This window comes from Streptomyces sp. NPDC053474 (assembly GCF_044544845.1).
In the GTDB taxonomy this organism is placed as follows: domain Bacteria; phylum Actinomycetota; class Actinomycetes; order Streptomycetales; family Streptomycetaceae; genus Streptomyces.
On the sequence record NZ_JBITXV010000005.1, the window covers coordinates 93689 to 117746 of the forward strand.

Annotated in this window: 20 protein-coding genes; 7 read left to right on the forward strand and 13 right to left on the reverse strand. The window is 72.3% G+C overall.

Annotation, left to right across the window (positions count from 1 at the left end):
* Positions 1–202: 202 nt before the first annotated feature.
* Together ACIG3E_RS13240 and ACIG3E_RS13245 are read left to right on the forward strand one after the other, a co-directional pair.
* Positions 203–1228, forward strand: coding sequence for an acyl-CoA desaturase (locus ACIG3E_RS13240; protein WP_399615039.1), 1026 nt, complete (start codon positions 203–205; stop codon positions 1226–1228).
* Positions 1225–1944, forward strand: coding sequence for a TetR/AcrR family transcriptional regulator (locus ACIG3E_RS13245; RefSeq protein WP_399615041.1), 720 nt, complete (start codon positions 1225–1227; stop codon positions 1942–1944). Before ACIG3E_RS13240 ends, ACIG3E_RS13245 begins: the two co-directional genes overlap by 4 nt.
* 1625 nt (positions 1945–3569) lie before the next feature.
* Here the strand turns inward: ACIG3E_RS13245 and ACIG3E_RS13250 are convergent.
* A complete protein-coding gene (locus tag ACIG3E_RS13250) occupies positions 3570–3938 on the reverse strand; it encodes a VOC family protein (protein WP_399615043.1) in 369 nt (122 codons plus the stop codon).
* Positions 3938–4777, reverse strand: coding sequence for a trans-aconitate 2-methyltransferase (locus ACIG3E_RS13255; RefSeq protein ID WP_399615046.1), 840 nt, complete (start codon positions 4775–4777; stop codon positions 3938–3940). Before ACIG3E_RS13255 ends, ACIG3E_RS13250 begins: the two co-directional genes overlap by 1 nt.
* A 645-nt stretch (positions 4778–5422) precedes the next feature.
* Here ACIG3E_RS13255 and tamR point away from each other — a divergent pair.
* Positions 5423–5920, forward strand: a complete 498-nt coding sequence (gene tamR, locus ACIG3E_RS13260; protein WP_138960157.1) for a MarR family transcriptional regulator TamR — start codon at positions 5423–5425, stop codon at positions 5918–5920.
* Here the strand turns inward: tamR and ACIG3E_RS13265 are convergent.
* Complete coding sequence (locus ACIG3E_RS13265; protein WP_138960158.1) at positions 5879–6658, reverse strand: response regulator transcription factor; 780 nt, start codon at positions 6656–6658, stop codon at positions 5879–5881. The two genes, tamR and ACIG3E_RS13265, sit on opposite strands and share 42 nt — an antisense overlap.
* A gap of 235 nt (positions 6659–6893) precedes the next feature.
* Here ACIG3E_RS13265 and ACIG3E_RS13270 point away from each other — a divergent pair, with 235 nt between their 5' ends.
* Entirely contained in the window at positions 6894–7349 is a 456-nt protein-coding gene (locus ACIG3E_RS13270; protein WP_399615049.1) for a GNAT family N-acetyltransferase, read from the forward strand.
* A 227-nt stretch (positions 7350–7576) separates the two neighbouring features.
* On the opposite strand, the gene galK is transcribed toward ACIG3E_RS13270, so the two are convergent.
* The 3 genes from galK to galT are packed head-to-tail and all read right to left on the reverse strand — an operon-like array spanning position 7577 to position 10747.
* Positions 7577–8722: a galactokinase gene (gene galK, locus ACIG3E_RS13275; RefSeq protein ID WP_399615052.1), complete on the reverse strand. Its 1146-nt coding sequence runs from the start codon at positions 8720–8722 to the stop codon at positions 7577–7579.
* Between the two features lie 7 nt (positions 8723–8729).
* Positions 8730–9689 (reverse strand): UDP-glucose 4-epimerase GalE, encoded by a 960-nt coding sequence (gene galE, locus ACIG3E_RS13280; RefSeq protein ID WP_399615054.1) that lies wholly within the window; start codon positions 9687–9689, stop codon positions 8730–8732.
* A complete protein-coding gene (galT, locus tag ACIG3E_RS13285) occupies positions 9689–10747 on the reverse strand; it encodes a galactose-1-phosphate uridylyltransferase (RefSeq protein ID WP_399615056.1) in 1059 nt (352 codons plus the stop codon). The genes galE and galT overlap by 1 nt, the downstream gene beginning before the upstream one ends.
* A 238-nt stretch (positions 10748–10985) precedes the next feature.
* Between galT and ACIG3E_RS13290 the strand changes: the two genes are divergently transcribed.
* Positions 10986–12674 carry a sodium:solute symporter family protein gene (locus ACIG3E_RS13290; RefSeq protein ID WP_399615059.1) on the forward strand — a complete coding sequence of 563 codons (1689 nt, stop codon included), beginning with the start codon at positions 10986–10988 and terminating at the stop codon, positions 12672–12674.
* Between the two features lie 18 nt (positions 12675–12692).
* Positions 12693–12965 (forward strand): hypothetical protein, encoded by a 273-nt coding sequence (locus ACIG3E_RS13295; protein ID WP_399615061.1) that lies wholly within the window; start codon positions 12693–12695, stop codon positions 12963–12965.
* A gap of 157 nt (positions 12966–13122) precedes the next feature.
* On the opposite strand, the gene ACIG3E_RS13300 is transcribed toward ACIG3E_RS13295, so the two are convergent.
* The 4 genes from ACIG3E_RS13300 to ACIG3E_RS13315 all read right to left on the reverse strand — a co-directional run bounded on the left by ACIG3E_RS13300 (position 13123) and on the right by ACIG3E_RS13315 (position 19935).
* The gene (locus ACIG3E_RS13300; protein ID WP_172385007.1) at positions 13123–13830 is read right to left on the reverse strand and encodes a LuxR C-terminal-related transcriptional regulator; all 708 of its coding nucleotides are present in this window, start codon (positions 13828–13830) and stop codon (positions 13123–13125) included.
* A 279-nt stretch (positions 13831–14109) separates the two neighbouring features.
* Entirely contained in the window at positions 14110–16059 is a 1950-nt protein-coding gene (locus tag ACIG3E_RS13305) for a PQQ-binding-like beta-propeller repeat protein (protein WP_399615064.1), read from the reverse strand.
* Positions 16060–16108: 49 nt separating this feature from the next.
* On the reverse strand, positions 16109–17944 hold the full coding sequence (locus ACIG3E_RS13310; protein ID WP_399615067.1) for a PQQ-binding-like beta-propeller repeat protein: 1836 nt from the start codon (positions 17942–17944) through the stop codon (positions 16109–16111).
* Between the two features lie 146 nt (positions 17945–18090).
* Positions 18091–19935 carry an ABC-F family ATP-binding cassette domain-containing protein gene (locus ACIG3E_RS13315; RefSeq protein ID WP_399615069.1) on the reverse strand — a complete coding sequence of 615 codons (1845 nt, stop codon included), beginning with the start codon at positions 19933–19935 and terminating at the stop codon, positions 18091–18093.
* Between the two features lie 157 nt (positions 19936–20092).
* Between ACIG3E_RS13315 and ACIG3E_RS13320 the strand changes: the two genes are divergently transcribed.
* Positions 20093–20683, forward strand: a complete 591-nt coding sequence (locus ACIG3E_RS13320) for a Uma2 family endonuclease (RefSeq protein ID WP_399615072.1) — start codon at positions 20093–20095, stop codon at positions 20681–20683.
* A gap of 4 nt (positions 20684–20687) precedes the next feature.
* Here ACIG3E_RS13320 and ACIG3E_RS13325 read toward each other — a convergent pair whose 3' ends face one another.
* The 3 genes from ACIG3E_RS13325 to ACIG3E_RS13335 are packed head-to-tail and all read right to left on the reverse strand — an operon-like array spanning position 20688 to position 23959.
* Positions 20688–21575 (reverse strand): 4-(cytidine 5'-diphospho)-2-C-methyl-D-erythritol kinase, encoded by an 888-nt coding sequence (locus ACIG3E_RS13325; RefSeq protein ID WP_399615074.1) that lies wholly within the window; start codon positions 21573–21575, stop codon positions 20688–20690.
* Complete coding sequence (gene rsmA / locus ACIG3E_RS13330) at positions 21572–22441, reverse strand: 16S rRNA (adenine(1518)-N(6)/adenine(1519)-N(6))-dimethyltransferase RsmA (protein ID WP_399615076.1); 870 nt, start codon at positions 22439–22441, stop codon at positions 21572–21574. Before rsmA ends, ACIG3E_RS13325 begins: the two co-directional genes overlap by 4 nt.
* Positions 22442–22477: 36 nt before the next feature.
* Positions 22478–23959, reverse strand: a complete 1482-nt coding sequence (locus tag ACIG3E_RS13335; RefSeq protein ID WP_399615078.1) for a ubiquitin-like domain-containing protein — start codon at positions 23957–23959, stop codon at positions 22478–22480.
* Positions 23960–24058: the final 99 nt, after the last annotated feature.

Consider the following 24058-nt stretch of genomic DNA (forward strand, 5'->3'; position numbering starts at 1 on the left):
ACCGCGCTGTCCGACCGGTCCAAGGATAGGTGTCGATGCACTCCCGCTGTCTCGCGGCCTCTTGCCGCGGGGCCGCGCGCTGCGATACTTACGTGCCCGTAGGTTACGGTCCCGTAGGCGCGGCATGCGTCGGCCACCGCGCGGGCACTCGCTCTCATGGCACATGGCCCGCGTACACACCCTCGACCCCCCAGGGGAGCCAATGACCACAAGCCCCGACGTCATCGACGAATCGAAGGGGGCGCCGGGCGGCGCCCCGCTCCCGCCCGCCGCCGCGTCCGCGACGCTGGGCGGCGAGCAGAAGGGCTCGCTGGAGCAGATCGCGCTGCTCCTGTTCATCGCTGTCCCCTTTGTCGCCCTGGTCGCGGCGGTGCCGCTGGCCTGGGGCTGGGGGGTGAGCTGGCTCGATCTGGGTCTGCTCGTCTTCATGTACTTCGTGGGCTGTCACGGCATCACGATCGGTTTCCACCGGTACTTCACGCACGGCTCGTTCAAGGCCAAGCGTCCGCTGCGGATCGCGCTGGCGGTGATGGGTTCGCTCGCGGTCGAGGGCCCGCTGGTGCGCTGGGTGGCCGACCACCGCAAGCACCACAAGTTCTCCGACGCGGAGGGCGACCCGCACTCCCCGTGGCGGTACGGCGAGACGGTGCCCGCCCTGATGAAGGGCCTGTGGTGGGCGCACATCGGCTGGCTGTTCGACCAGGAGCAGACGTCGCAGGAGAAGTACGCGCCGGATCTGATCAAGGACCCGGCGATCCGTGCCGTCTCGCGTCAGTTCGTGCTGTGGACGCTGGTGTCGCTGCTCTTCCCGCCGCTGGTGGGCGGTCTGGTGACGATGTCGTGGTGGGGCGCGGCCACGGCGTTCTTCTGGGGCTCACTCGTGCGGGTGTCGCTGCTGCACCATGTGACGTGGTCCATCAACTCCATCTGCCACGCGGTGGGCAAGCGGCCCTTCAAGTCCCGCGACCGCTCGGGGAACGTGTGGTGGCTGGCCGTCCTGTCCTGCGGCGAGTCCTGGCACAACCTGCACCACGCCGACCCGACGTCCGCGCGCCACGGGGTGATGCGGGGGCAGATCGACTCCTCCGCGCGTCTGATCCGCTGGTTCGAACAGTTCGGCTGGGCGTACGACGTGCGCTGGCCGTCGGAGTCCCGGCTCGACGCGCGCCGCAAGCCGGCCGACGCGATCGATGCCCCTGGCAACCGTCGGGCCGCTGACGCGGCATGATGGAACCTGTGGCGACCGACTCCAGCACTCCGGGCACGAAGGGCTCCTCCCGGGCCCCGAAGAGCCCGTCGAATTCGAACAACGACAAGCCCCGGCGTACCCGCCGGACCCGTATGACCGGCGCCGAGCGCCGCGAACAGCTGCTGGACATCGGCCGCACCCTGTTTGCCGCCAAGGGCTTCGAAGGCACCTCGGTCGAGGAGATCGCGGCGAAGGCCGGTGTCTCCAAGCCGGTGGTGTACGAGCACTTCGGCGGCAAGGAGGGCCTGTACGCGGTGGTCGTGGACCGCGAGATGCGCCAGCTCCTCGGCATGGTGACGGGGTCCCTGACCGCCGGGCATCCGCGGGAGCTGTGCGAGCAGGCGGCCTTCGCCCTCCTCGACTACATCGAGGAGTACACGGACGGCTTCCGCATCCTGGTCCGCGACTCCCCCATCCCGCAGTCCACGGGCTCCTTCGCCTCGCTGATCTCCGACATCGCGACGCAGGTCGAGGACATCCTCGGGCAGGAGTTCAAGACCCGTGGCTTCGATCCGAAGCTGGCGCCGCTGTACGCGCAGGCGCTGGTCGGCAGCGTGGCCCTGACCGGGCAGTGGTGGCTGGACGTGCGCAAGCCCAAGAAGGCGGAGGTGGCCGCGCACCTGGTCAACCTGGCCTGGCACGGGCTTGACGGCCTGGAGCCGAAGCCGCGCCTGATAGGCCACCGCAAGTCCTGACGACGCCCCGCCAAGCCCCTACCGCCACGGCGGCGGGGGCCTCCCCCACCGCCCGCCCGAAGCTCCCCCGCCTTGCGAGGCCGGACCCCGGCTCGGAACGCCGCCCTCGGGCCCACGCCCCCGCGGCTACCGCGACGGGAGCCTCTCCCACCCACCCGCCCAAAGCTCCCCGGCCTTGCAAGGCCGGACCCCGACGCGAAACGGCCCCCGGGCCCACGATCTCGCGGCTACGGCGGCGGAGGCCTCTCCTACCCGCCCGGCCTTGCGAGGCCGGGCCCCGGCTCGGAACACCGCCCCCGCCCGAAACTCCCCGGCCTTGCAAGGCCGGACCCCGACGCGAAACACCGCCCCCGGACCCACGCCCCCGCGGCTACCGCGACGGGAGCCTCTCCCACCCACCCGCCCGAAACTCCCTGGCCCACGGCGCGGGGCGCTCGCCACCGGTACCCCACGCTGCTGCCCGGTGACGGGGCTTGCGCTGCGCGCCGCCGGGCAGTCCCACCCACCCGCCCCCACCGGGCCAGGCTCTCCCGCCGGGCACTCACCGCCTTGCAAGGCCACCGTTTCAGCGCGCGGCGCCACCACAGCGGACGGCTCTCCCCCCGCCCGCCCGGCCCCGGCGCGGAGCGCATGCCGGTGATGCCCTCCAGCCTCCGCTCCAGGCTGCGCACGACCTACCCCGGGTACGGGGAACTTGCCGGTGGCGCCCCGGCCCCCACCCCGGGCAAGGGGGCGAGGGCTGGGACCACCCCCGGCTTCCATAGCCCGGCCCCGGCGCAAAGCGCATGCCGGTGATGTCCCTCCAACCTCCGCCCCAGGCTGCGCCCGGTACGGGACGCTTCCCGGTAGCGCCCCCACCCCGCCCGGGCAACGGCGGGCGGTGGGACCGCCCCCGGCATTGCACGGCCCGGCCCCGGCGCGGAGCGCATGCCGGTGATGCCCCGTCCCCCAGCCCGGCGGCACGGGACCGCGCTGCACGCCAGCCGGGGCAGGCCCACGCCGAGCTGAGCCGGGCGGGACCACCCTCGGCGTGCGAAGCCCGGCCCCGACGCGGGGTGCTGCCCCCGCAGATGTCTCCCACCCGGCTCAGCTCTGCCGACCCGGCCCCGACGCGGAACCCTTGCCGGTGATGCCCCATAGCCCCCGGCCCGGACTGCTCAAGCCCCATGCGGCCCCGCCCCGGGTGGGGGCGGGTGGTGGGACTGCTCCCAGCCTCGGGCGGCCTGGCCTCGGCGGAGGCGTTTGCGGGTGGCGCCCTGCACCACCCCCTCTTCCCGGGCGAAGGGCCCGGGGGGAACTACCCCGACGTACAGGTGGCGCCCATGGACTCCCGTCCTGGGCGGGGGCGGGCGGTGGGGCTGCCCCGGCACTACGCGGCTTGGCCCCGGCGAGGGGGCCGTCGGTGGTGCCCTGCGGAACTCGTACCGGGCGGGGCGGGTGGCGGGGCCGCCCTGGCCCGGTGAAGCCTGGCTTCGGGGTGGGGGCCTGCGGGGCCAGGGCCTCTGGCCCCCTGTTGGGCGGGTGGGTGGGACTGCCCCGGCGGCGCGCAGCGCAGCCCCGTGTCGCCGGGGTGGCGGGTGGCGTGGAGGGCGCCTGGGGCACGGCCCGAGGGCCCCAGGCGGGGCTCAGGCCCGGGGAGAGGGTTCCAGGAACTCCAGGCGGTTGCCTGCGGGATCGTGGGCGTAGAAGCGGCGGTGGCCAGGGAGCGCGTCGTCCCAGACGACGCCGACCCCATGGGCCACGAGCCGGTCGGCGTACGCGTCGATGCCGGTGACCCGCAGCCCGGGATGGGCCTTGCGCGCGGGCCGGAACCCGTCCTCGACCCCGACGTGCAGCCGCACCGCCCCGGCCTGGAACCAGCAGCCGCCCCGCCCCGCGAGCCCCCGCGGCTTGGGCACCTCGGTCATCCCGAGGACGTCCCCGTAGAAGGCGCGGAGGATCGGCTCGCTGCCGGGCGGCGCGGCCAGCTGCACATGGTCGATGGCGGTCAGCATCACGCGCCCCCCGTCGCCGTGCGGGCCACCGCGAAGAGGCGGCGGAAGGGGAAGACCGTGCCGTGGCCCCGCCGGGGGTAGGCCTCGCGCAGGAGGGCGCCGTACTCGGTGAGGAAGTCCTCGGTGGCCCGGGGGTCGTCGGCGAGGGCCGTGAGGACGGGCCGGAGCCCGGTGCCCTTGACCCAGTCGAGGACCGCGTCCTGACCGGGCAGGACCTGGAGGTAGGTGGTCTCCCAGACGTCGGCGGCGCAGCCGAGCCCACTGAGGAGGTCGAGGTAGGCGGCGGGTTCGAGGACGGCGTCGGCGTGGCGCAGGCTCCCGGCGAGGCGTTCGCGCCAGCGCGGCGCCGCCGCGAGGTCCCGCATCAGCGCGTGGCTGGGCGCGTCGAAGTTGGCGGGGACCTGGAAGGCGAAGGTGCCGCCGGGCGTGAGGGCGTCGATCCAGGTGGCGAAGGAGTCGGCGTGCCCGGGCACCCACTGGAAGGTGGCGTTGGACAGGATCAGGTCGTACGGCTCCGGCGGCGTCCACCGGGCGAGGTCGGCGTGGGCGAAGTCCACGCGGCCCCCGCCGGGCGTGGCCCCGGCGTGGTCGGCGGCGCGTTCCAGCATCTCGGGCGAGTTGTCGTAGCCGGTGATGTGCGCGCCGGGCCAGCGCTCGGCGATGAGCGCGGTGGAGTTGCCGGGCCCGCAGCCGAGGTCGGCGATGCGCGGGGGCCGCCCGTCGGCGGGCGGGCTGACGTGGGCGAGCAGATCGGTGAGGGCGCGGTTGCGGTGGCCCGCGTGGCGCAGGTACTGGTTCGGGTCCCAGGTGGGAGACGCGGGAAGCGGCGTGGACGGCATGAGAGGGCTCCTCTGCGGCGCACGGGCGGGCCGTACGAGCGGGGCTGTACGGGCGCGGCGGCGGACAGGCACGGTACGGACAGGCGGGGCAGTACGGGCACGGGTACGGACCGGCACGGGTACGGACGGACGGGGCCGTACGGGGCCCGGCGGCGGACCGGCACGGGTACGGACGGGCAGGGCAGTACAGGCACGGCGGCGGACAGGCACGGATGCGGACGGGCAGGGCAGTACAGGCACGGGCGCGGACGGGCGGGGCAGTACAGGCACGGGCGCGGACAGGCACGGATACGGACGGACGGGGCAGTACGGGGCGCGGCGGCGGACAGGCACGGGTACGGACGGGCGCGGGTGCGGGCGGGCGCGGGTGCGGGCGGGCGCGGGTGCGGGCGGGCGGGCGGGCGGGGCAGTACAGGCACGGGTGCGGACGGGCGCGGGTGCGGGTGGGCGGGGTCGTGAGGGGCGCGGCGGCGGGCGTTCGCGCGGCCCGGGGTGTGCGCGGCGCGCACTACCGGGGCGTGCGGACACCCGCCGTACGGCCACCCCGTACGGACTGGACGTGCCGATCGGTCGTCGCCATCCTCACCCCCCGACTATCTTGACGTCAAGAGACTTCATGTCGACAGACCCCCTACACTGATCGTCATGGAGGACGAGGTCGACCGGCTGGTCGCTGCATGGCGTCGGGAGCGCCCTGACCTCGACGTGGAACCGCTCGAGGTGCTGAGCCGCGTGAGCAGGCTGGCGCGCCATCTCGACCGGGCACGTCGGCTGGCGTTCTCCGAGCACGAGCTGGAGCCCTGGGAGTTCGACGTACTGACGTCGCTCAGACGCGCGGGCGCCCCCTATCAGCTGTCTCCGGGCCAGCTCCTCACCCAGACCCTGGTGACCTCGGGCACGATGACGAACCGCATCGACCGGCTCGCCAAGAAGGGGCTCGTGGAGCGCCTGCCGGACCCGAGCGACCGCCGCGGCGTGCTCGTGCGGCTCACCGACGAGGGCCGCGACCGCGCCGACCAGGCCCTCGCGGGACTGCTTGAGCAGGAGCGGGCGATCCTCGGCGAGCTGTCGCGCGCCCAGCGCGGTGAACTGGCGGCGCTGCTACGCCAGTTGACCGCCCCGTTCGACAACGTCCCCGGCTAGGTCGACGGGCCCGACCCCGGCCCTGCGGGCGAGGGCGACGGCGGCGAGCGTGGAGTGCACGCCGAGTTTGCCGAGCACGTTCTGCATGTGGGTGCGGACGGTGTGCGGGGACAGGAAGAGGCGTTCCGCGACGGCCTTGCGGCCGAGGCCCGCGACCATGCAGCGAAGGACCTCGCGCTCGCGCGGCGTCAGGGACTCCACGAGCCGCTCGGACTCCGTACGGTGCTTGCGGGCGGCCGTCAGCTCGCGCAGGACGCCGGTGAGCAGGGCGGGCGGCAGATGCGTCTCGTCCCGCAGGACCCCGCGGATGACGGTGAGCAGCCGGGACAGGGAGCAGTCCTTCGCCACCCAGCCCGAGGCCCCGGCCTGGAGCGCGAGCGCGGCGCGGCGCGGGTCGTCCTTCTCCGCGAGGACGACGGTCCGCACGGCGGGCTGCGCCGAACGGACGCCCGTGACCAGGGAGATGCCGTCCACGAGCCCGTCCGCCTGGCCGTCGTGCACGGGCACCGCCGGGCGGGCCGCGCTGTGCAGCACGGGTGCGGTGCCGCCGAGGTCGGCGTCGACGAGCAGCACGTCGTATCTGCGGCCCTCGGCGGCCGCGCGGTCAAGGCAGCGCAGCGCCGCCGGGCCGCTGCCCGCGGCGGACACGTCCACGTCGGGCTCGGCGGCGAGCGCGGCCGCGAGCGACTCGGCGAAGATGCGATGGTCGTCGACGACCAGGACTCGGATACGAACCACGGAAACCCCCACAGGCTGGAGGACGGTGGACCAAGTGCGGATACGGCGCCCGGCACGAGGGAGCGCCACAGCCGCACGGCCGCCGCCGTGCTGTGACTGCCACCCCCAGGCCGGGCGTCGTACCCGACTGTCTCGCCCCCTGAACGGCGCCGGCCCCCACCGGCGCTGTCCTTCAGAGTACGGACGGGGGCCCGGAGCGGAAGTGGATTTGCAGAACTGATTGTCCGGCGCGTTTATGGTGAGCCGTATGTTTCGTATTGAGACAGGAGTCGACAAAGAACGGCTTCGTCTGCTTCGGGCGCGGCTGCGGGCGGCCAATACAGACGCCTCACCCGTGCTGCGGGCGATGCGGGGGACCCCCGCCGAGCGGGAAGTTCCCCTCGGCATCTGGGCGTTGGGGGACGACGACGCGCTGGTCGGGGGCCTGTCCGGGCACACGTGGGCGGGGTGGCTGCACGTGAGTCTGCTCTGGGTCGCGCCGGGCGCGCGGGGCGCGGGGCTCGGCGCGCGGTTGCTCGCGCGGGCGGAGGGGGTGGCTGTGGCGGAGCGTGGCTGTCTCAACTCGCGGTTGGAGACCTGGGACTTCCAGGCGCCCGCGTTCTACGAGAAGCAGGGCTACGCGGTAGTGTGCGCCATCCCCGACTACCCTCGGGGCGCCACGGAGTACACCCTGACGAAGCGCTTGGGCTAGCCCTCGCGGGTGCGCCCCAGACCCGCCCCTTCCCGAACCGGGGGCTGCCGCCCCCGTGCCCCCGCCCTTTTCGGCGCTCCGCGCCTCGTCCTCAAACGCCGGACGGGCTAGAACTGTCGCCGGTTGCGGCAGATCTTTCAGCCCCTCCGGCGTTTGAGGAGCGGGGGTCTGGGGGCGGAGCCCCCAGGAATCGGGAAGGGGCGGGTCTGGGGCGCCACCCGCGAGGGCTAGGCCAGGCGGCGTGCCCCGGGCGAAGGCTCCGCCTCGAAGACGCGGGGCTCGGGGAAGCCCGCCCGGGCGAAGGCGGTGCGGAGGGCCTTCGCGAGGGCCTCCGTCTCGCCCGCCTCCGCGAGGACGATCGCGGAGCCCCCGAACCCACCCCCGGTCATCCGCGCACCCAGCGCCCCCGCCTCCCCCGCCACCGAGACGACGAGGTCGAGTTCGGGACAGGAGATGCGCAGGTCGTCCCGGAGGGAGGCGTGGCCTTCGGTGAGGAGCGGGCCGATGCCGCGCACGTCGCCCGCGTCGAGGAGCGCCGCGACCCGCTCGACCCGGTGGTCGTCGGAGACGACGTGGCGTACGTAGCGGCGGACGCGGTCCTCGGTCAAGCGGTCGAGGGCCGCGGGGAGTTCGGCGTACGGGACGTCCCGCAGATGGGTCACGCCGAGCGCGCGCGCCCCGGCCTCGCAGCCCGCGCGCCGCTCGGCGTACGCCCCGTCGCCCAGCTCGTGCTTGACGCGCGTGTCGACGACGAGGAGGCGCAGTCCGTGCGCGGCGAGGTCGAAGGGAACCTGGCGCACGGACAGGTCGCGGCAGTCGAGGTGCAGCACGTGGCCGGGCTCGCAGACGGCGGACGCCGTCTGGTCCATGACGCCGCAGGGCACGCCCACGAACGCGTTCTCGGCGCGCTGGGCGACGAGCGCCAACTCCCGCCGGTCCAGGCCGAGTTCGTAGAGGTCGTTCAGGGCGAGGGCCGTCACCACCTCCAGGGCCGCCGAGGAGGACAGGCCCGCCCCGGTCGGCACGGTGGAGGCCAGGTGCAGATCCGCGCCGCCGACCGGGTGCCCGGCCGCGCGCAGCGCCCAGACGACACCGGCGGGGTAGGCGGCCCAGCCGCCGCTGTCGGAGAGCGGCTCCAGAGCGGCCACGGCGAGTTCGACGACGGGTCCCTCGACGTCGGCGGAGTGCAGCCGCAGGATCCCGTCGTCGCGGCGGGCGACCGCGGCCACCGCGGTGTGCGGCAGGGCGAGCGGCATCACGAAGCCCTCGTTGAAGTCCGTGTACTCGCCGATGAGGTTGACGCGGCCCGGTGCCGCCCACACCCCGGCGGGTTCGTATCCGTAGAGGGTGGTGAAGTCCTCGGCGACGGACATGGGCCGGTTACCCCTTTCGCTGGGCGAAGGCCCAGGCGTCGGCGACGATGCCCGCGAGGTCGGCGCGGGCGGGCCGCCAGCCGAGGCGCTCGTGGGCGGTGGCGGCGGAGGCGACGAGGACGGCCGGGTCGCCGCCCCTGCGCGCGGCCACGACCTCGGGGATCGGGTGCCCGGTCACCTTGCGGACGGTCTCGATGACCTCGCGCACGGAGAAGCCGCTGCCGTTGCCGAGGTTGCAGATGAGGTGCTCGCCCGGCGTGGCGGCGTCGAGGGCGCGCAGGTGGGCGTCGGCGAGGTCGGCGACGTGGATGTAGTCGCGCACGCAGGTGCCGTCGGGCGTCGCGTAGTCGTCGCCGAAGACGGAGATCGCCTCGCGCCTGCCCTGGGCGACCTGGAGGACGAGCGGGATGAGGTGGGACTCGGGGTCGTGGCGCTCGCCGAACTCCCCGTACGCGCCCGCCACGTTGAAGTAGCGCAGGGAGACCGCGCCCAGGCCGTGGGCCTTCGCCTCGCCCGTGATCATGTGGTCGACGGCGAGCTTGGAGGCGCCGTAGGGGGAGGTCGGCGCGGTCGGGTCGGTCTCCTTGATGGGGGTGCTCACCGGTTCGCCGTAGGTCGCGGCGGTGGAGGAGAAGACGAGCGTGCGCACGCCCGCGTCGCGCATGGCGGCGAGGAGGGCCATGGTGCCGCCGACGTTGTTGTCCCAGTACTTCTCGGGCTTGGCGACGGACTCGCCGACCTGGGAGAAGGCGGCGAAGTGCAGGACGCCCGCGTACGAGGAATCCAGCCACTTGGCGGCATCGCGGATGTCGCCCTCGATGAACGTGGCACCGGCGGGGACGCCCTCGCGGAAGCCCGTGGAGAGGTTGTCCAGGACCGTGACCTCGTGCCCGGCCTCGACCAGATGCTGTGCGACGACGCTGCCGACATAGCCCGCGCCGCCCGTGACCAGGTACTTCGCACTCATCAACTCGCTACCTCTCGCAGTCGCTCGGCCGCGGCCTCCGGCGGCACGTCGTTGATGAACACACTCATGCCGGATTCGGAACCCGCGAGGAACTTCAGCTTGCCCGAAGTGCGGCGAATGGTGAAAAGCTCGAGGTGGAGCGCGAAGTCGTCGCGGTTGACGCCGTCGTACGCGTCGAGGGCGGCGAAGGGCGCCTGGTGCCAGGCCGCGATGTAGGGGGTCGGGGTCCCGTCCGCGGCGAAGAGGCGGTCGAAGCGCTTGAGCAGCTCCAGATAGACGCCGGGGAACTCGGCGCGCGCCGCCTCGTCGAGGGCGAGCAGGTCGGGGACGCGGCGCTTGGGGTAGAGGTGCACCTCGTAGGGCCAGTGCGCGGCGTAGGGCACGAAGGCCACCCAGTGCGTGGCGTCCAGGACGACGCGTGCGCCCGCGCGCTCGTCGGCGAGGACGTCGTCGAAGAGGTTGCGGCCGCCGGTCGTCTCCTTGTGCGCGGCCAGGGAGCGCAGCGTCAGGGCCGTGCGGGGGGTCACGAAGGGATAGGCGTAGATCTGGCCGTGCGGGTGGCCGAGGGTCACGCCGATCTCCGCGCCCCGGTTCTCGAAGCAGAACACCTGCTGGACGGCGGGCAGGTGGGACAGCTCGGCGGTGCGGTCGGTCCAGGCGTCCAGGACGAGGCGGGCCTGCTCCTCGGTGAGGTCGGCGAAGGACACCGTGTGGTCGGAGGTGAAGCAGACGACCTCGCAGCGGCCCGCGTCGCCCGCGAGGGAGGGGAAGCGGTTCTCGAAGACCACGACGTCGTACGCGGACTCGGGGATCTCGGTGGGCCGCTCGGGGGTGGAGGGGCACAGGGGGCACTGGTCGGCCGGGGGGTGGTAGGTGCGGCCCTGGCGGTGGGACGCGATCGCGACGCTGTCGCCGAGGAGGGGGTCGCGGCGGATCTCGGAGGTGGTGGCGACGGCGTCGAGGGGGCGCCGGTCGGGGGCGGCGCGGACGGTGTCGTCGCGCAGGTCGTAGTAGATGAGCTCACGACCGTCAGCGAGACGCGTCGAGGTCTTCTTCACGTGTGGGGCTCCTCATCCGGCCCGCCAACAGAACTCAACACAACAAACCACAAGCCAACAGCGTCGTCAATGCCCACCGCCGGTGCGCCACCCCCACACCGTCCGTAATCACGTAAACCAGGCACCCATAGGGACTCGATCACAATCAAACAAAGAACATCAACAGAACTGTTCACTCTCCGAAGGGCGAGGCGTAGGTTCCGCTCAGATCAGTTCGCGCGACGAAGCGAGTTCCCCCATGCAGGCACCCCCTCCCCAGATACTGGCCGAAGGCCTCCGGCTGCCCACCAACGGCCTCGACTACACCATCCTCGCCCTCTACTTCGTGGTCGTCCTCGGCATCGGGTTCGCCGCCCGGCGCTCCGTGAAGACCAGCCTCGACTTCTTCCTGTCCGGCCGCTCGCTGCCCGCCTGGGTGACCGGCCTCGCCTTCGTGGCCGCCAACCTCGGCGCCACCGAGATCCTCGGCATGGCCGCGACAGGCGCGCAGTACGGCGTCGCCGTCGTCCACTGGTACTGGATCGGCGCCATCCCGGCGATGGTCTTCCTGGGCCTTGTGATGATGCCCTTCTACTACCGCTCGAAGGTGCGCTCGGTCCCCGAGTTCCTGCTCCAGCGCTTCGACAGGTCCGCCCATCTGCTCAGCTCGGCGCTCTTCGCCTTCGCCGCGATCCTCATCGCGGGCGTGAACCTCTACGCCCTGTCGATCGTCGTGGAGGCGCTGCTCGGCTGGCCGCAGTGGGTGGCCATCGTGGTCGCCGGGATCTTCGTGCTCGCGTACATCACCATCGGCGGCCTGTCCTCGGCGATCTACAACGAGGTCCTCCAGTTCTTCGTCATCCTCGCCGCGCTCATCCCGATCTGCGTCATCGGCATGAAGAAGGTCGGCGGCTGGGACGGCCTCAGCGGCAACCTGGAGAAGAGCCACGGCGACGCCTTCCTCACCGCCTGGGGCGGCACCGGCATCGGCGACGCCAACCCGCTCGGCGCCAACTGGCTCACCATCGTCCTCGGCCTCGGCTTCGTGCTCTCCTTCGGCTACTGGACGACCAACTTCGCCGAGGTGCAGCGGGCCCTGTCCGCGAAGAACCTGAGCGCGGCCCAGCGCACCCCGCTCATCGCCGCGTTCCCGAAGATCTTCATCGTCTTCCTGGTGATGCTGCCCGGCCTGATCGCGGCGGTGCTCGTCCCGAAGATAGGCACGGCCGACTCGGACCTCACCTACAACGACGCGATCCCCTATCTGATGCAGGAGCTGCTGCCCAACGGCGTGCTCGGCATCGCGGTCACCGGCCTGCTCGCCGCGTTCATGGCGGGCATGGCGGCCAACGTGTCCTCCTTCAACACCGTGTTCACGTACGACATCTGGGCGCGGTACGCGGTCACGGGGCGCGAGGACGGCTACTACCTCAGGTTCGGGCGGCTCATCACCGCGATCGGCGTGCTCGCCTCGATCGGCACGGCCTTCATCGCCTCGTCCTTCTCCAACATCATGGGCTACCTCCAGACGCTGTTCTCCTTCTTCAACGTGCCGATGTTCGTGGTCTTCGTCATCGGCATGTTCTGGAAGCGCGCCTCCATGAAATCCGGTGTGTGGGGCCTGGTCGCGGGCACCAGCGCCGCGATGCTCAACTACTTCTGGATCTACAAGCAGGGCGTCGTCGACATCCCCACCGACCAGGGTGCCAACTTCGTCTCCGCGATCGTCGGCTTCGTCGCCGGTGCGGTGGTGATGGTGGTGGTCACGCTCTTCACCGCGCCCAAGCCCGAGGCCGAGCTCGCCGGGCTCGTCTACGGCACGGCGTCGCCCGGCCTGGAGGACGACGGCGCCGAGCCCGGCGACTCCGCCTGGTACCGCAGGCCCGCGCTGCTCGGGTGGGGCGCGGTGGTGCTCGCCGCGGCCTGCTACGTCCCCTACTCGTTCTGACCGGAGGTCCGAGCCACCATGTCCGACCTGCAGAAGGAAGTCTCCGAGCTGGAGCGGAAGTCCGCGACGGCCGCGCGCCTCTTCGACATCCGGCGCATCATCGGGGGCCTGTTCGTCGTCTACGGCGTGATCGTGACGATCGCGGGGATCACGGCGTCCGACGCCGACCTCGACAAGGCCGAGGGCATCAACATCAACCTCTGGACCGGCCTGGGCATGCTCGCCCTCGGCCTCTCCTTCCTCACGTGGCTGTGGCTACGGCCGACGCCGCCCCCTGTCCGGGAGGAGTAGCCCGCGTGGGACGCCCCAGACCCGCCCCTTCCCGAACTGGGGCTCCGCCCCAGACCCCGCTCCTCAAACGCCGGAGAGGCTGGATCTTTCAGCCCGTCCGGCGTTTGAGGACGAGGCCGGAGGCCGATGAGGGCCGGGCCGCGGGGGGCCGTGGGGGCTACTGGGGCGAGCCCGAGTTGTTCACGCGGCCGCCCGAGGCGGGGCGTTCGGCGCGGTCGAGGAGCCCCGTGCGGGCAGCGAGCGCCGCGGCTTCGAGGCGCGAGCCGACGCCCAGCTTCATCAGCACGCGCTGCACATGCGTCCGCGCCGTACTGGGCGCGATCCCCATCCCCGCCGCGATGAGCCGCGTGTCCTCACCGTCCGCGACCCGCACGAGCACCTCGACCTCACGCGGCGTGAGCATCTGGAGGAGCCGCTGGCCCTCGTCGTCGGGCTGCGCCGCGGGGTTGAGCAGCTCGCTGAAGGCGCCTTGGAGCAATTGGGGCGCGACGGCGGCCTCACCGGCGCGCGCCTTCATGATGGCGCGCTCGACTCCTTCGATGCGCTCGTCGTGCCGTACGTACCCGGAGGCGCCGGACGCGAAGGCCGCCGCGATGCCGCGCGGCGACGGCACGGGCCCGAGCACCACCACGGCCACCTGCGGACGCTCCCGCTTGATCTTGACCACGGGGTCGAACATGCCCGGCTCGGCGGGTGTCGCCGTGCCGAGGAGGCACACCTCGGGGGCCCTGCTGATGACCAGTTCGGCCGCGCCAGCGGCCGGTGCGGCCGCGGCCAGCACCCGGTGCCCGCGCAGCTTGAGCGCCGACGCGAGCGCCTCGGCGAGCAGACGGTGGTCGTCGACCACCATGAGCCGCACACCCATCGAGCAACCCCCCAATGTCCCCCACGGATTCCCCCACTGGTCCCCCCACGGACCCGGGGCCCCGGCCCTCCATCCCCCGGAAGCTACACGCTTGTTCGACGTTGCGCTGCCCCTACCGTCCAGATGCAGCCCTGGATGCCGAAATCACTGCCTTTGAGCTAGCGGCAGTACGGGAGTACGGAGAGTGAACGGCCCCGGAGACGGGAACGGCCCCGGACCGCGCGGTCCGGGGCCGTTCGTGGCGGTGGGTGACCGGCGCCCGGCCGGTCACCCACCGGCTCACTGAGTGGTGAAGCCGAGCGCGATGTACTCCTTGTCGTCCTTGGAGTACGGCTTGCTGATCAGCTCCTTGCCCATGAACAGATGGCCGTTGCCGTACAGGACCTCGTTGGACTTGGGGACCATGCCGCTGATGGCGCTGCTGACCGATTCGGTCGCGGGGGTCTCCAGGAGCGTGGTCTCCTTCATCGACTTGCCGTCGAGCGAGACGACCTTGGCGCCCTTGTTGTAGCCGCCGCCCTTGTACGCGAGGAGGTTGCCGCCGTCCATGCGCAGCGGGAACATCTCGCCGTCCTTGCCCGCGTCCGCGCGGTCGCCGGTGGTCTTGCCCGTGGCCAGCGAGAACCCGATGATCTCGTTGGTGAAGCCGTAGCCGGAGCCGCCCGCGTCGTGCTGGCGCGTGGGCACGTACAGCTTGTCGTTGCCGACGGCGATCGCGCGGCAGCTGTAGACCTTGTTGACGTCGCAGTCGTGGGAGTACTTGCCGTCCTCCAGCTTGATGCGGGCGCGCAGCTTGCCGTTGTTGCTCAGCGAGAAGACGTCCGTGGCGCCGCTGGCGGTGATCTCCTCGGTGTCCTGGCCGAAGACGACCGGGCTGGTCGAGATGATCTTGGCGTTGTCGATGCCCGCGGCCAGCGGGTAACTCCACTTGACGTCGCCCGACTTGGGGTCGAGCAGCTGGATCTTCAGCTTGGGGTCGTCGTAGTCGCCGCACTTGCGGACCGCGACGAGCTGCTCGCCGCCCGCGTAGCCGACGTCCTTGCACTTGTCGCCGATCTGCGGCTTCCACAGGAGCTTGCCGGAGAGGTCCCAGGCGGCGCCGGTGCCGCCGGTGCCGGAGCCCGCGGCGATGGTGGAGCCGGAGATGGTGATCTCCTCGAACTCCACCTTCATGCCGCTGTTGGTGACGTCCTTGGTCCACAGCTTCTTGCCGGTCTTCACGTTGACCGCGGAGACCTGGCTGCAGTCGGGGTACTTGTTCGCCTTGGTGGCCTTGGCGTCCTTGGCGACGACCGCGGCGATGCCGTCCTTGGTGATCTCCTTGGAGACCGCGCAGGTCTCGCCGGTGAGCGGGACCGACCACTTCTGCTTGCCGGACGCGGGGTCGTACGCGATCAGGGCGTGGTCCTTGTCCTTGCCCTGGTAGCCGGACTTGACGACCGCGTCGTCGGTCAGCCAGGAGCCCTCGACGCTCCACACGTCGTCCTTGGGGACGGCCGGGGCGGGGACCTGGAAGGCCACCTTGGCGCTGGTGTCCGCCGGGACCTTCTCCTTGGCGGGGCCGCCGGAGGGCAGGTCCTTCTTGTCGCCGCCCTTGCCGCCCTTGTCGTCCTTCTTGGCGCTGGTGGTCTTGTCGTCGTCCTTCTTCGTGGCCGCGTAGATCACTCCGCCGCCGACGATCAGCGCGATCGCGGCGACCGCCGCGACGATGATCGTCATCTGCTTCTTCTTGCCGTTGGAACCGCCGGGGCCGCCGGGGCCCGTCGGCTGCGGCTGCATCGACACGGTGGGCGGCTGCGGGTAGCCGTACTGCTGCTGTCCGGGCGCGCCGGGCTGGCCCGGGTAGCCGTAGCCGGGCTGCTGGCCGTAGGCGGGCGCGGCGGGCTGGCCGTACGCGGGGGCCGCGGGCTGGCCGTAGGCCGGGGCGGCGGGCTGGCCGTACGCGGGCGGGGCGGGCGGTGCCTGCGGCGGAGCGGCGGGCGGCGCCTGCGGCGGGGCCGCGGGCGGGGTCTGGGGCGCCTGCGGGGCCTGGGGCGGCTGGGGCGCCTGCGGGTAGCCGTACGGCGCCTGGCCCGGCTGGCCCTGCGGGGGCGGCGGCGGGGTGCCGGGGGCCTGCGGGTAGCCGTAGCCCGGCTCCGGGGCCTTGCCGAAGCCGCCGGACGGGGGCTCCTGGGGGGCGCCGAACCCGCCCTGCGGGGGCTCGTTGGGGGGCTGAGGCGGCTGAGTCATGACGTGTTTTCCTTGGGGGGACGGAAGGGGAACGAGGCGAGGGGAAGGGTCACTTGCCGTAGGCGAGCATCAGCTTCTCGCGGCCCTGCGCGCTGCCGGACAGGCGCGTGGTGGAGAGGTAGAAGCGCCCGTCCACGTAGTCGACCGCCTTCGAGAAGAAGCCGTTCTCGATCTTCGCCGTGCCCTCGGGGTTCTTGAGGAGCGTCTTCGGCGCGTGCGAGCCGCTCGGGGAGATGGAGACGACCTGGCCGCCGGTGCTGTACGACGGCTTGACGTAGGCGACGAGCCGTCCGTCCTGCATCTTCATCGGCATCATCGAGGTGTCCGACGGCGACTTGACGCGCCAGTTCGCCTTGCCGGTGTTCAGACCGATCGCGACGATCTCGTTGGCGCCGCTCGTCTTCTTGGTCGGCAGGTAGAGGTACGTGTCGTCGGCGACGGCGCCCGCGCAGCCCTGGAGGTCGCTCACCATGACGCCGCCCCAGCCGCACTCGGGCGCGAAGTCCTCGTTGACCCGGACCTCGGAACGGGTCGCGGAGCTACCCGGCTTGAGCGTGGTGATGTTCCACTGCTTCTTGTCCTCGTTGGTGAGGTAGAGGACGGCCGGGGTGGTGGAGTAGACCTTGTTCAGACGCCAGCCCTTGGGGAACTTCTTCGTCCACTTGGCCTTGCCCGTCTTCGGGTCCAGCTCCTGGATCTCGTCGTGCTCGGTCGGCGTGCTGGCGCCGCAGGACAGCGCCCGCAGCATCCGGTCACCGCCGGTGAAGCCGTTCGGGAAGCAGGTGCCCTCGTCCTTCTTGCGGGAGACGAAGAGCTCGTCGCCACTGCTCATGCTGTACGCGGTGCCGGACTGCGAGCGGCCGACCATCAGCGTGTCGCCGGTGATGGTCAGTTCGATGCTGAGCGTGGAGTCGAAGAGACCTTCCTCCTTGATCTGCTTCTTCCAGCCCTTCTCGCCCGTCTTCAGGTCGACGACCTGGAGCTGGTCGCACTTGGCGTCGCTCTTCGTGCCGCCCTTGTACGCGATGACGACCTTGCCGTCCTCGCTGACCTGCTTGGACGCCGCGCAGATGTCCTGGGGCAGTTCGATGGCGGGCCACTTGGGCCTGCCCGACTCGACGTCGTAGCCGAGGACTTCCTTGTAGACGGCCTTCACGGCGACGCCGTCCTGGACCCACATGCCGGGGGCGTCGGCGCCCCTGCCGGGGGCCTTGGGGGCCTCCTTGTACCAGAGGACCTTCGACTCGCCGGGCTTGCGGCCCTCGTTGAGGTCCTCCTTGCCCGCGTGGCCGTCGCCGCTGCCGTCGCCCGGGTTGACCGGGGCGGAGGCGGTGGGCTTGGGGCCCTTGTTCTTGGACTCGGACTTCTTGTCGTCATCGCCGCCGCTGGTGAGCGCGTAGACCGCGCCGCCCGCGACGAGCAGGGTGGCCACCGCGGCCCCGATGATCACTACGGTCTTGCGCTTGAAGGGGCCCTTGCCGCCACCGCCGGGCGGCGGCGGGGTCGCTGGGCCGCCCGCGTACTGCTGCTGCGGGAAGCCGTAACCGGCGGGCTGCTGGGGCTGACCGTAGGGACCGGGCTGCTGCGGCTGGCCGTAGCCGGGCTGCGCGGGCTGACCGTACGGCCCCGGCTGCTGCGGCTGACCGTAGGGGCCGGGCTGTGGAGGCTGGCCGTAGGGGCCCGGCTGCTGCGGATAGCCGTACGCTCCGGCCTGCGCGGGCGGCTGCTGGGGCTGGCCGTAGCCGGGCTGCGGGGCCGGGGGAGGCGACTGCGGCGGACCCGCGGGAGGCGTCGGCGGCTGCGGCGGTCCTGGCTGCCGCGGGTCCTGTGGATCCTGTGGAGCTCCGAAGCCGCCGTGCGGCGGCTGGTTGGGCGGCTGAGTCATCAGCGCTTCCCCCTTCACTGATTTTTCGGCACGCCAAGTGGTGCTCAGGCCGACCTTTCTATCACTCCAATCAAGCCATGGCCGGGACCGGTCCTGCCCCTGTACCCAAGGGCGGACCGGCCCGTGATGCGTCTGTTATGCGATGCTCACGCGTTCTCCGCGAGCTCCAGCCAGCGCATTTCCAACTCTTCACGCTCGCTGCCGAGTTCGCGCAGTTCGGCGTCCAGTTTGGCCACCTTCTCGAAGTCTGTGGCGTTATCGGCGATCTGCGTGTGGAGGGTGCTCTCCTTGGCCGAGATCTTGTCCAGCTGCCGCTCGATCTTCGCCAGTTCCTTCTTCGCGGCGCGCGCGTCGGCGGCGGAGGCCGCCTTGGTCTCCGGTTCGGGGCGCGCGGCGGGCGCCGGGGCCGCGGCCTCGGTCATCCGCTGCCTGCGCTCCAGGTACTCGTCGATGCCGCGCGGCAGCATCCGCATGGTGGCGTCGCCGAGCAGCGCGTGCACCCGGTCCGTGGTGCGCTCGACGAAGAACCGGTCGTGGGAGATCACGATCATGGATCCTGGCCAGCCGTCGAGCAGGTCCTCCAGCTGCGTCAGGGTCTCGATGTCGAGGTCGTTGGTGGGCTCGTCGAGGAACAGCACGTTCGGCTCGTCCATGAGGAGGCGGAGCAGCTGGAGCCTGCGGCGCTCGCCGCCGGACAGGTCGCCGACCGGCGTCCACTGCTTCTCCTTGCTGAAGCCGAACGTCTCGCACAGCTGGCCCGCGGTCATCTCCCGGCCCTTGCCGAGGTCGACGCGCTCGCGCACCTGCTGCACGGCCTCCAGGACGCGCGTGGCCGGGTCCAGCTCGGCGACCTCCTGGGAGAGGTAGGCGAGCTTCACGGTCTTGCCGACGGTGATCCTTCCCCCAACTCTCAACTCCGTTCGAGCAGGGGAGACCCCACTGGCCGCGGGCTGCGTCTCGCCCTCGGAGCGGGCGGCGTCCGCCATGGCCCGCAGGAGCGAGGTCTTGCCCGCGCCGTTCACGCCCACCAGGCCGATGCGGTCGCCCGGGCCGAGCTGCCACGTGAGGTGCTTCAGGAGCAGCTTGGGACCGGCCTGGACGGACACGTCCTCCAGGTCGAAGACGGTCTTGCCGAGCCGCGTGGTGGCGAACTTCATCAGCTCGCTGGTGTCGCGCGGCGCCGGTACGTCCTTGATCAGCTCATTGGCGGCCTCGACGCGGAAGCGCGGCTTGGAGGTGCGGGCCGGGGCGCCGCGGCGCAGCCACGCCAGCTCCTTGCGGACCAGGTTCTGCCGCTTGGTCTCCTCGGTGGCGGCGATGCGCTCGCGCTCGGCGCGCGCGAAGACGTAGTCGGAGTAGCCGCCCTCGTACTCGTAGACCGTGCCCTTCTGCACGTCCCACATGCGGGTGCACACCTGGTCGAGGAACCAGCGGTCGTGCGTCACGCACACGAGCGCCGAGCGGCGCTCGCGCAGGTGCCGGGCGAGCCAGGAGATGCCCTCCACGTCGAGGTGGTTGGTGGGCTCGTCGAGCACGATCAGGTCCTGCTCGGCGATGAGCAGCTGGGCGAGCGCGATGCGGCGGCGCTCGCCGCCGGACAGCGGGCCGATGACGGTGTCGAGGCCCTGCGGGAAGCCGGGCAGGTCGAGGCCGCCGAACAGGCCCGTGAGGACGTCCCGGATCTTGGCGTTCCCGGCCCACTCGTGGTCGGCGAGGTCGCCGATGACCTCGTGCCGCACGGTCGCCTCGGGGTCGAGCGAGTCGTGCTGGGTCAGCACGCCGAGGCGCAGGCCGCCGCTGTGCGTGACCCTGCCGGTGTCGGCCTCCTCCAGCTTGGCCAGCATGCGGATGAGGGTGGTCTTCCCGTCGCCGTTGCGCCCGACGACGCCGATCCGGTCCCCCTCGGACACGCCGAGCGAGACACCGTCGAGCAGGGCACGGGTGCCGTACACCTTGCTGACGTTTTCGACATTGACCAGGTTGACGGCCATTTCACTCCTGACGAGGGGGTGGATCAGCCTTCAAGAGTAGGGCGTGGACCGGCGCCGACGGCACGGGGTCGAACAGTCACTCGATGTGATGACGTGATCCAGAGGCAGTCGCTACCGTGGAGGGGCAGGCCACAGAATCCCGCTCATGGGAGGAACCATGACCGCCGAGTCCACCGAAAACCCCCGCTGGCCCATGCCGCCGATGGACGGGTACACGGTGGACGACCTGTTCACACTGCCGGATCTCCCGCCGCACACCGAGTTGGTCGACGGGAGCCTGGTCTTCGTGAGTCCGCAGCGCTATTTCCACTTCACTACGATCGACCTGCTGGTCAGTGGCCTGCGTCGCAGTGTGCCGCCCGAGCTGAAGGTTGCACGCGAGATGACGGTGGTACTGAACAGGCGCAATGGCCCCGAGCCGGACATCTCAGTGGTGCGGGCTAGTTCGAAGACGGGTCCGATGCAGACGCACTTCAAGAGCGTGGACGTCGTACTGGCCGTCGAGGTCATTTCCCCGGAGTCCGAGTCCCGCGACCGCTTCACCAAGCCAATCAGGTACGCCGCCGCGGGCATTCGCCACTTCTGGCTGGTCGAGATGGCGAGCCCGGACCACCATCCAGTGGTCCAGGTCTACGAACTCGGCCAAACCTCCGGTACCTACGCCCTCACCGGTATCCACCACGACCGTCTCAAGCTCAGCGTGCCGTACGACATCGACATCGACCTGACCGCCATCGACGAGCTGTAGGGCCCTAGAGGACGGTCGCCCCCGGCGCCGGGGAGGACGCCACCCGCGCCGTCCGGCACGTGCCCGACGCGCGCAGGGCCGTGGCGATCTGTTCGGCGGTGGTCGCGTCCTTGGCCAGGAAGGCGGTGGTCGGCCCCGAGCCGGAGACGATGCCCGCGAGGGCGCCCGCCTCCGTGCCCGCCTTCAGGGTGTCGGCGAGGGCTGGGGAGAGGGAGAGCGCGGCGGGCTGGAGGTCGTTGGAGACGGCCCCGGCCAGGGCCGCGGCGTCGCCCGCGCGCAGGGCGTCGAGCAGCGCCGGGGACGCCTCGGGGGCGGGGGCGTCGGGGGTGAGGCGGTCGAACTCGCGGTAGACGGCCGGGGTGGAGAGGCCGCCGTCGGCGAGGGCGAACACCCAGTGGAAGCCGCCGCCCACCGCCAGCTCCTGGAGCTTCTCGCCGCGCCCGGTGCCGAGGGCGGCGCCGCCGACCAGGCTGAACGGCACGTCGCTGCCGAGCTCGGCGCAGAGGTCGAGCAGCTCGGCCCGGGACGCGCCGGTCCCCCAGAGCGCGTCGCAGGCGAGCAGGGCGCCCGCGCCGTCCGCGCTGCCGCCCGCCATGCCGCCCGCGACGGGGATGTCCTTGGCGATGTGGATGTGCACGTCGGCGGAGCGGCCGTGGCGCTCGGCGAGGGCGAGGGCGGCGCGGGCCGCGAGGTTGGTGCGGTCCAGGGGCACCTGGGCGGCGTCCGGGCCCGAGCAGGTGACGCGCAGCTCCTCGGCGGGCGCCACGGTCACCTCGTCGTACAGGCCGACGGCGAGGAAGACGTTGGCGAGGTCGTGGAAGCCGTCGGGGCGGGCGGGGCCCACGGCGAGCCGCACGTTGACCTTCGCGGGGACGCGGACGGTGACGCTCACGCCGCGGCCCCCTTGTGCTCGGCGATCCGCGCGAACTCCTCGACGGTCAGGGACTCGCCGCGCGCCTGCGGGGACACGCCCGCGGCGACCAGGGCGGCCTCGGCCGCGGCGGCGGAGCCCGCCCAGCCCGCGAGGGCGGCGCGCAGCGTCTTGCGGCGCTGGGCGAAGGCGGCGTCCACGACGGCGAACACCTCCTGCTTCGAGGCCGAGGTCCGCACCGGCTCGGCGCGCCGGACCAGGGACACGAGGCCGGAGTCGACGTTCGGCGCGGGCCAGAAGACGTTGCGCCCGATGGAGCCCGCGCGCTTGACGTCCGCGTACCAGTTGGCCTTCACGGACGGGACGCCGTACACCTTCGAGCCGGGGGCGGCGGCGAGGCGGTCGGCGACCTCGGCCTGCACCATCACGAGGGTGCGCTCCAGGCTGGGGAAGGTGTCCAGCATGTGCAGGAGCACGGGGACGGCCACGTTGTACGGGAGGTTCGCGACCAGGGCCGTCGGGGCGGGGCCCGGCAGCTCGCGCACCAGCATGGCGTCGCTGTGCACGAGGGCGAAGGAGTCCGCCTTCGCCGGGAGCCGGGCCGCGATCGTCGCCGGGAGGGCCCCGGCGAGCACGTCGTCGATCTCCACGGCGGTGACGTGCGCGGCCGTCTCCAGGAGCGCGAGGGTCAGCGAGCCGAGGCCCGGGCCCACCTCGACCACGACGTCGTCGGGGCGGACCTCCGCGGTGCGGACGATGCGGCGGACGGTGTTCGCGTCGATGACGAAGTTCTGGCCGCGCTGCTTGGTCGGCCGGACGCCGAGGGTCGCGGCCAGCTCGCGGATGTCGGCGGGGCCCAGAAGGGCGTCGTGCTCGGTGCTACTCACCGCCCCAGGGTATCCGCGCCCCGCCCCGGCCCCGGCCTACAGACGCTTGCCGCAGTGCGGCCAGGGGCTCGCGCCGCGCTGGACGTAGAGCTTCTTGGCGCGGTGGGTCTGTTCGGCGGCGGGGGCGTCCTGGGGGCGGCCGGAGCCGCCGAGGGCCTGCCAGGTGCGGGTGTCGAACTGGTAGAGCCCGCCGTAGGTGCCGGAGGGGTCGACCGCGTTGGGCCGCCCCCCGGACTCGCAGCTCGCGAGGGCGCCCCAGTCGAGCCCGTCGGCGCCGGGCACGGCGGTCGTGGGCGGGGCCTTGGTGCCGACCTTCACGATGCGCGTCTGCGGCTCGCGCACCACCTCGCTCTTGATGCGCCGCGGCCTCTGCTTCACGCCGTTGACGGTGCGCAGCGCGTAGGTGACCCGCCGGGCCCCGGTGTGCCCGGCCTGCACGACGGCCTCCGTGCCGCGAAGCAGCGAGGCGTCCTCGGTCTTGCGGACCTCGAAGGGGATGACCTCCTCGCGCACCTCCTTGCGGCCGGAGATGCGCATGACGGTGATGGTCTGGCCGTCGCGCGGGAAGCTGTCCGGCGCCGCGGACGTCGTGTCGGAGCCGCGCAGGGTGACGCCGGACTCCTCCACGGCCTCGTGGACGGTCGCGGCGTTGGTGCGGATGGTGCGGGCCCGGCCGTCGGCCATGACGGTCACGGTGCGCTCGGTGCGGACGTCGAGTTCGAGGCCCTCGCGGGCGATGCGCTTGCTGCGCGAGGCCGACAGATAGGCGCCCTCGGCGCGCACGCCGAGCTGGCGCAGCGCGCCGTCGACGGTGCGGGCGGTGGTCCACACCTGGCGGCTCTTGCCGTCGAGGGTGAGCCGCACGGGGCGGCCGTAGCGGACGGCGATCTCGTCGCCGCTGGCGAGCACGGTCCCGGCGGTGGGCGCCACGATGTCGTGGGCGCCGACGTCCACGCCCTCGTCGGCGAGGAGTTCCCCGACGTCGTCGGCGAAGGTGTGCAGGGTGCGGGACTTGCCGTCGACGCTGAGCTGGATGGCCTTGTCGTTGGCGACGAAGGCGGAGGTGCCGCCCGCGAGGAAGGCGACGACGAGGGCCTGCGGGACGAGCCTGCGCAGGCCGTCGGGCCGCTCGCCGCCCCGCTTGCGCCGCGCGGCGCGCCGGGCCCGGGCGCGCCCCGCGCTCCGGGGCCCTTCGGCCTGCCGGGGCAGCAGGGGCGCGGCGCCGACGTCGGCAGCGGCGTCCTGGGCGGGCTCGGCGAGGGCCGGGTCGTCCCCGGCTCCGGCGTACTCGTCGTGCTCGGCCTGCCCGGCGTATCCGCCGTACTCCGGGCCGCCGGGCGCGCTCGTCTCGCCGCCGACCGCGTACGCGGCGTACTCCCCGGCCGCCGGGGCCATGTCGTACGCCGGGCGGTAGGGATCCTCGTACCCTCCGTGCCCCACGGCGGCCGTGGCGCCCCCGTACGGCTCGTGGGGCGCGAACGGCGCCTGCCCGTACGTCTCGTACTGCGGTGTGCTCACGGCGACGCTCCAGCTGACATGTGAACCACTGACAAGCCATGTGCAGATCGGCTTGCAGAACCTAGCGGAGCGGCCGTCACTCTCCAAAGCAGGGTGACT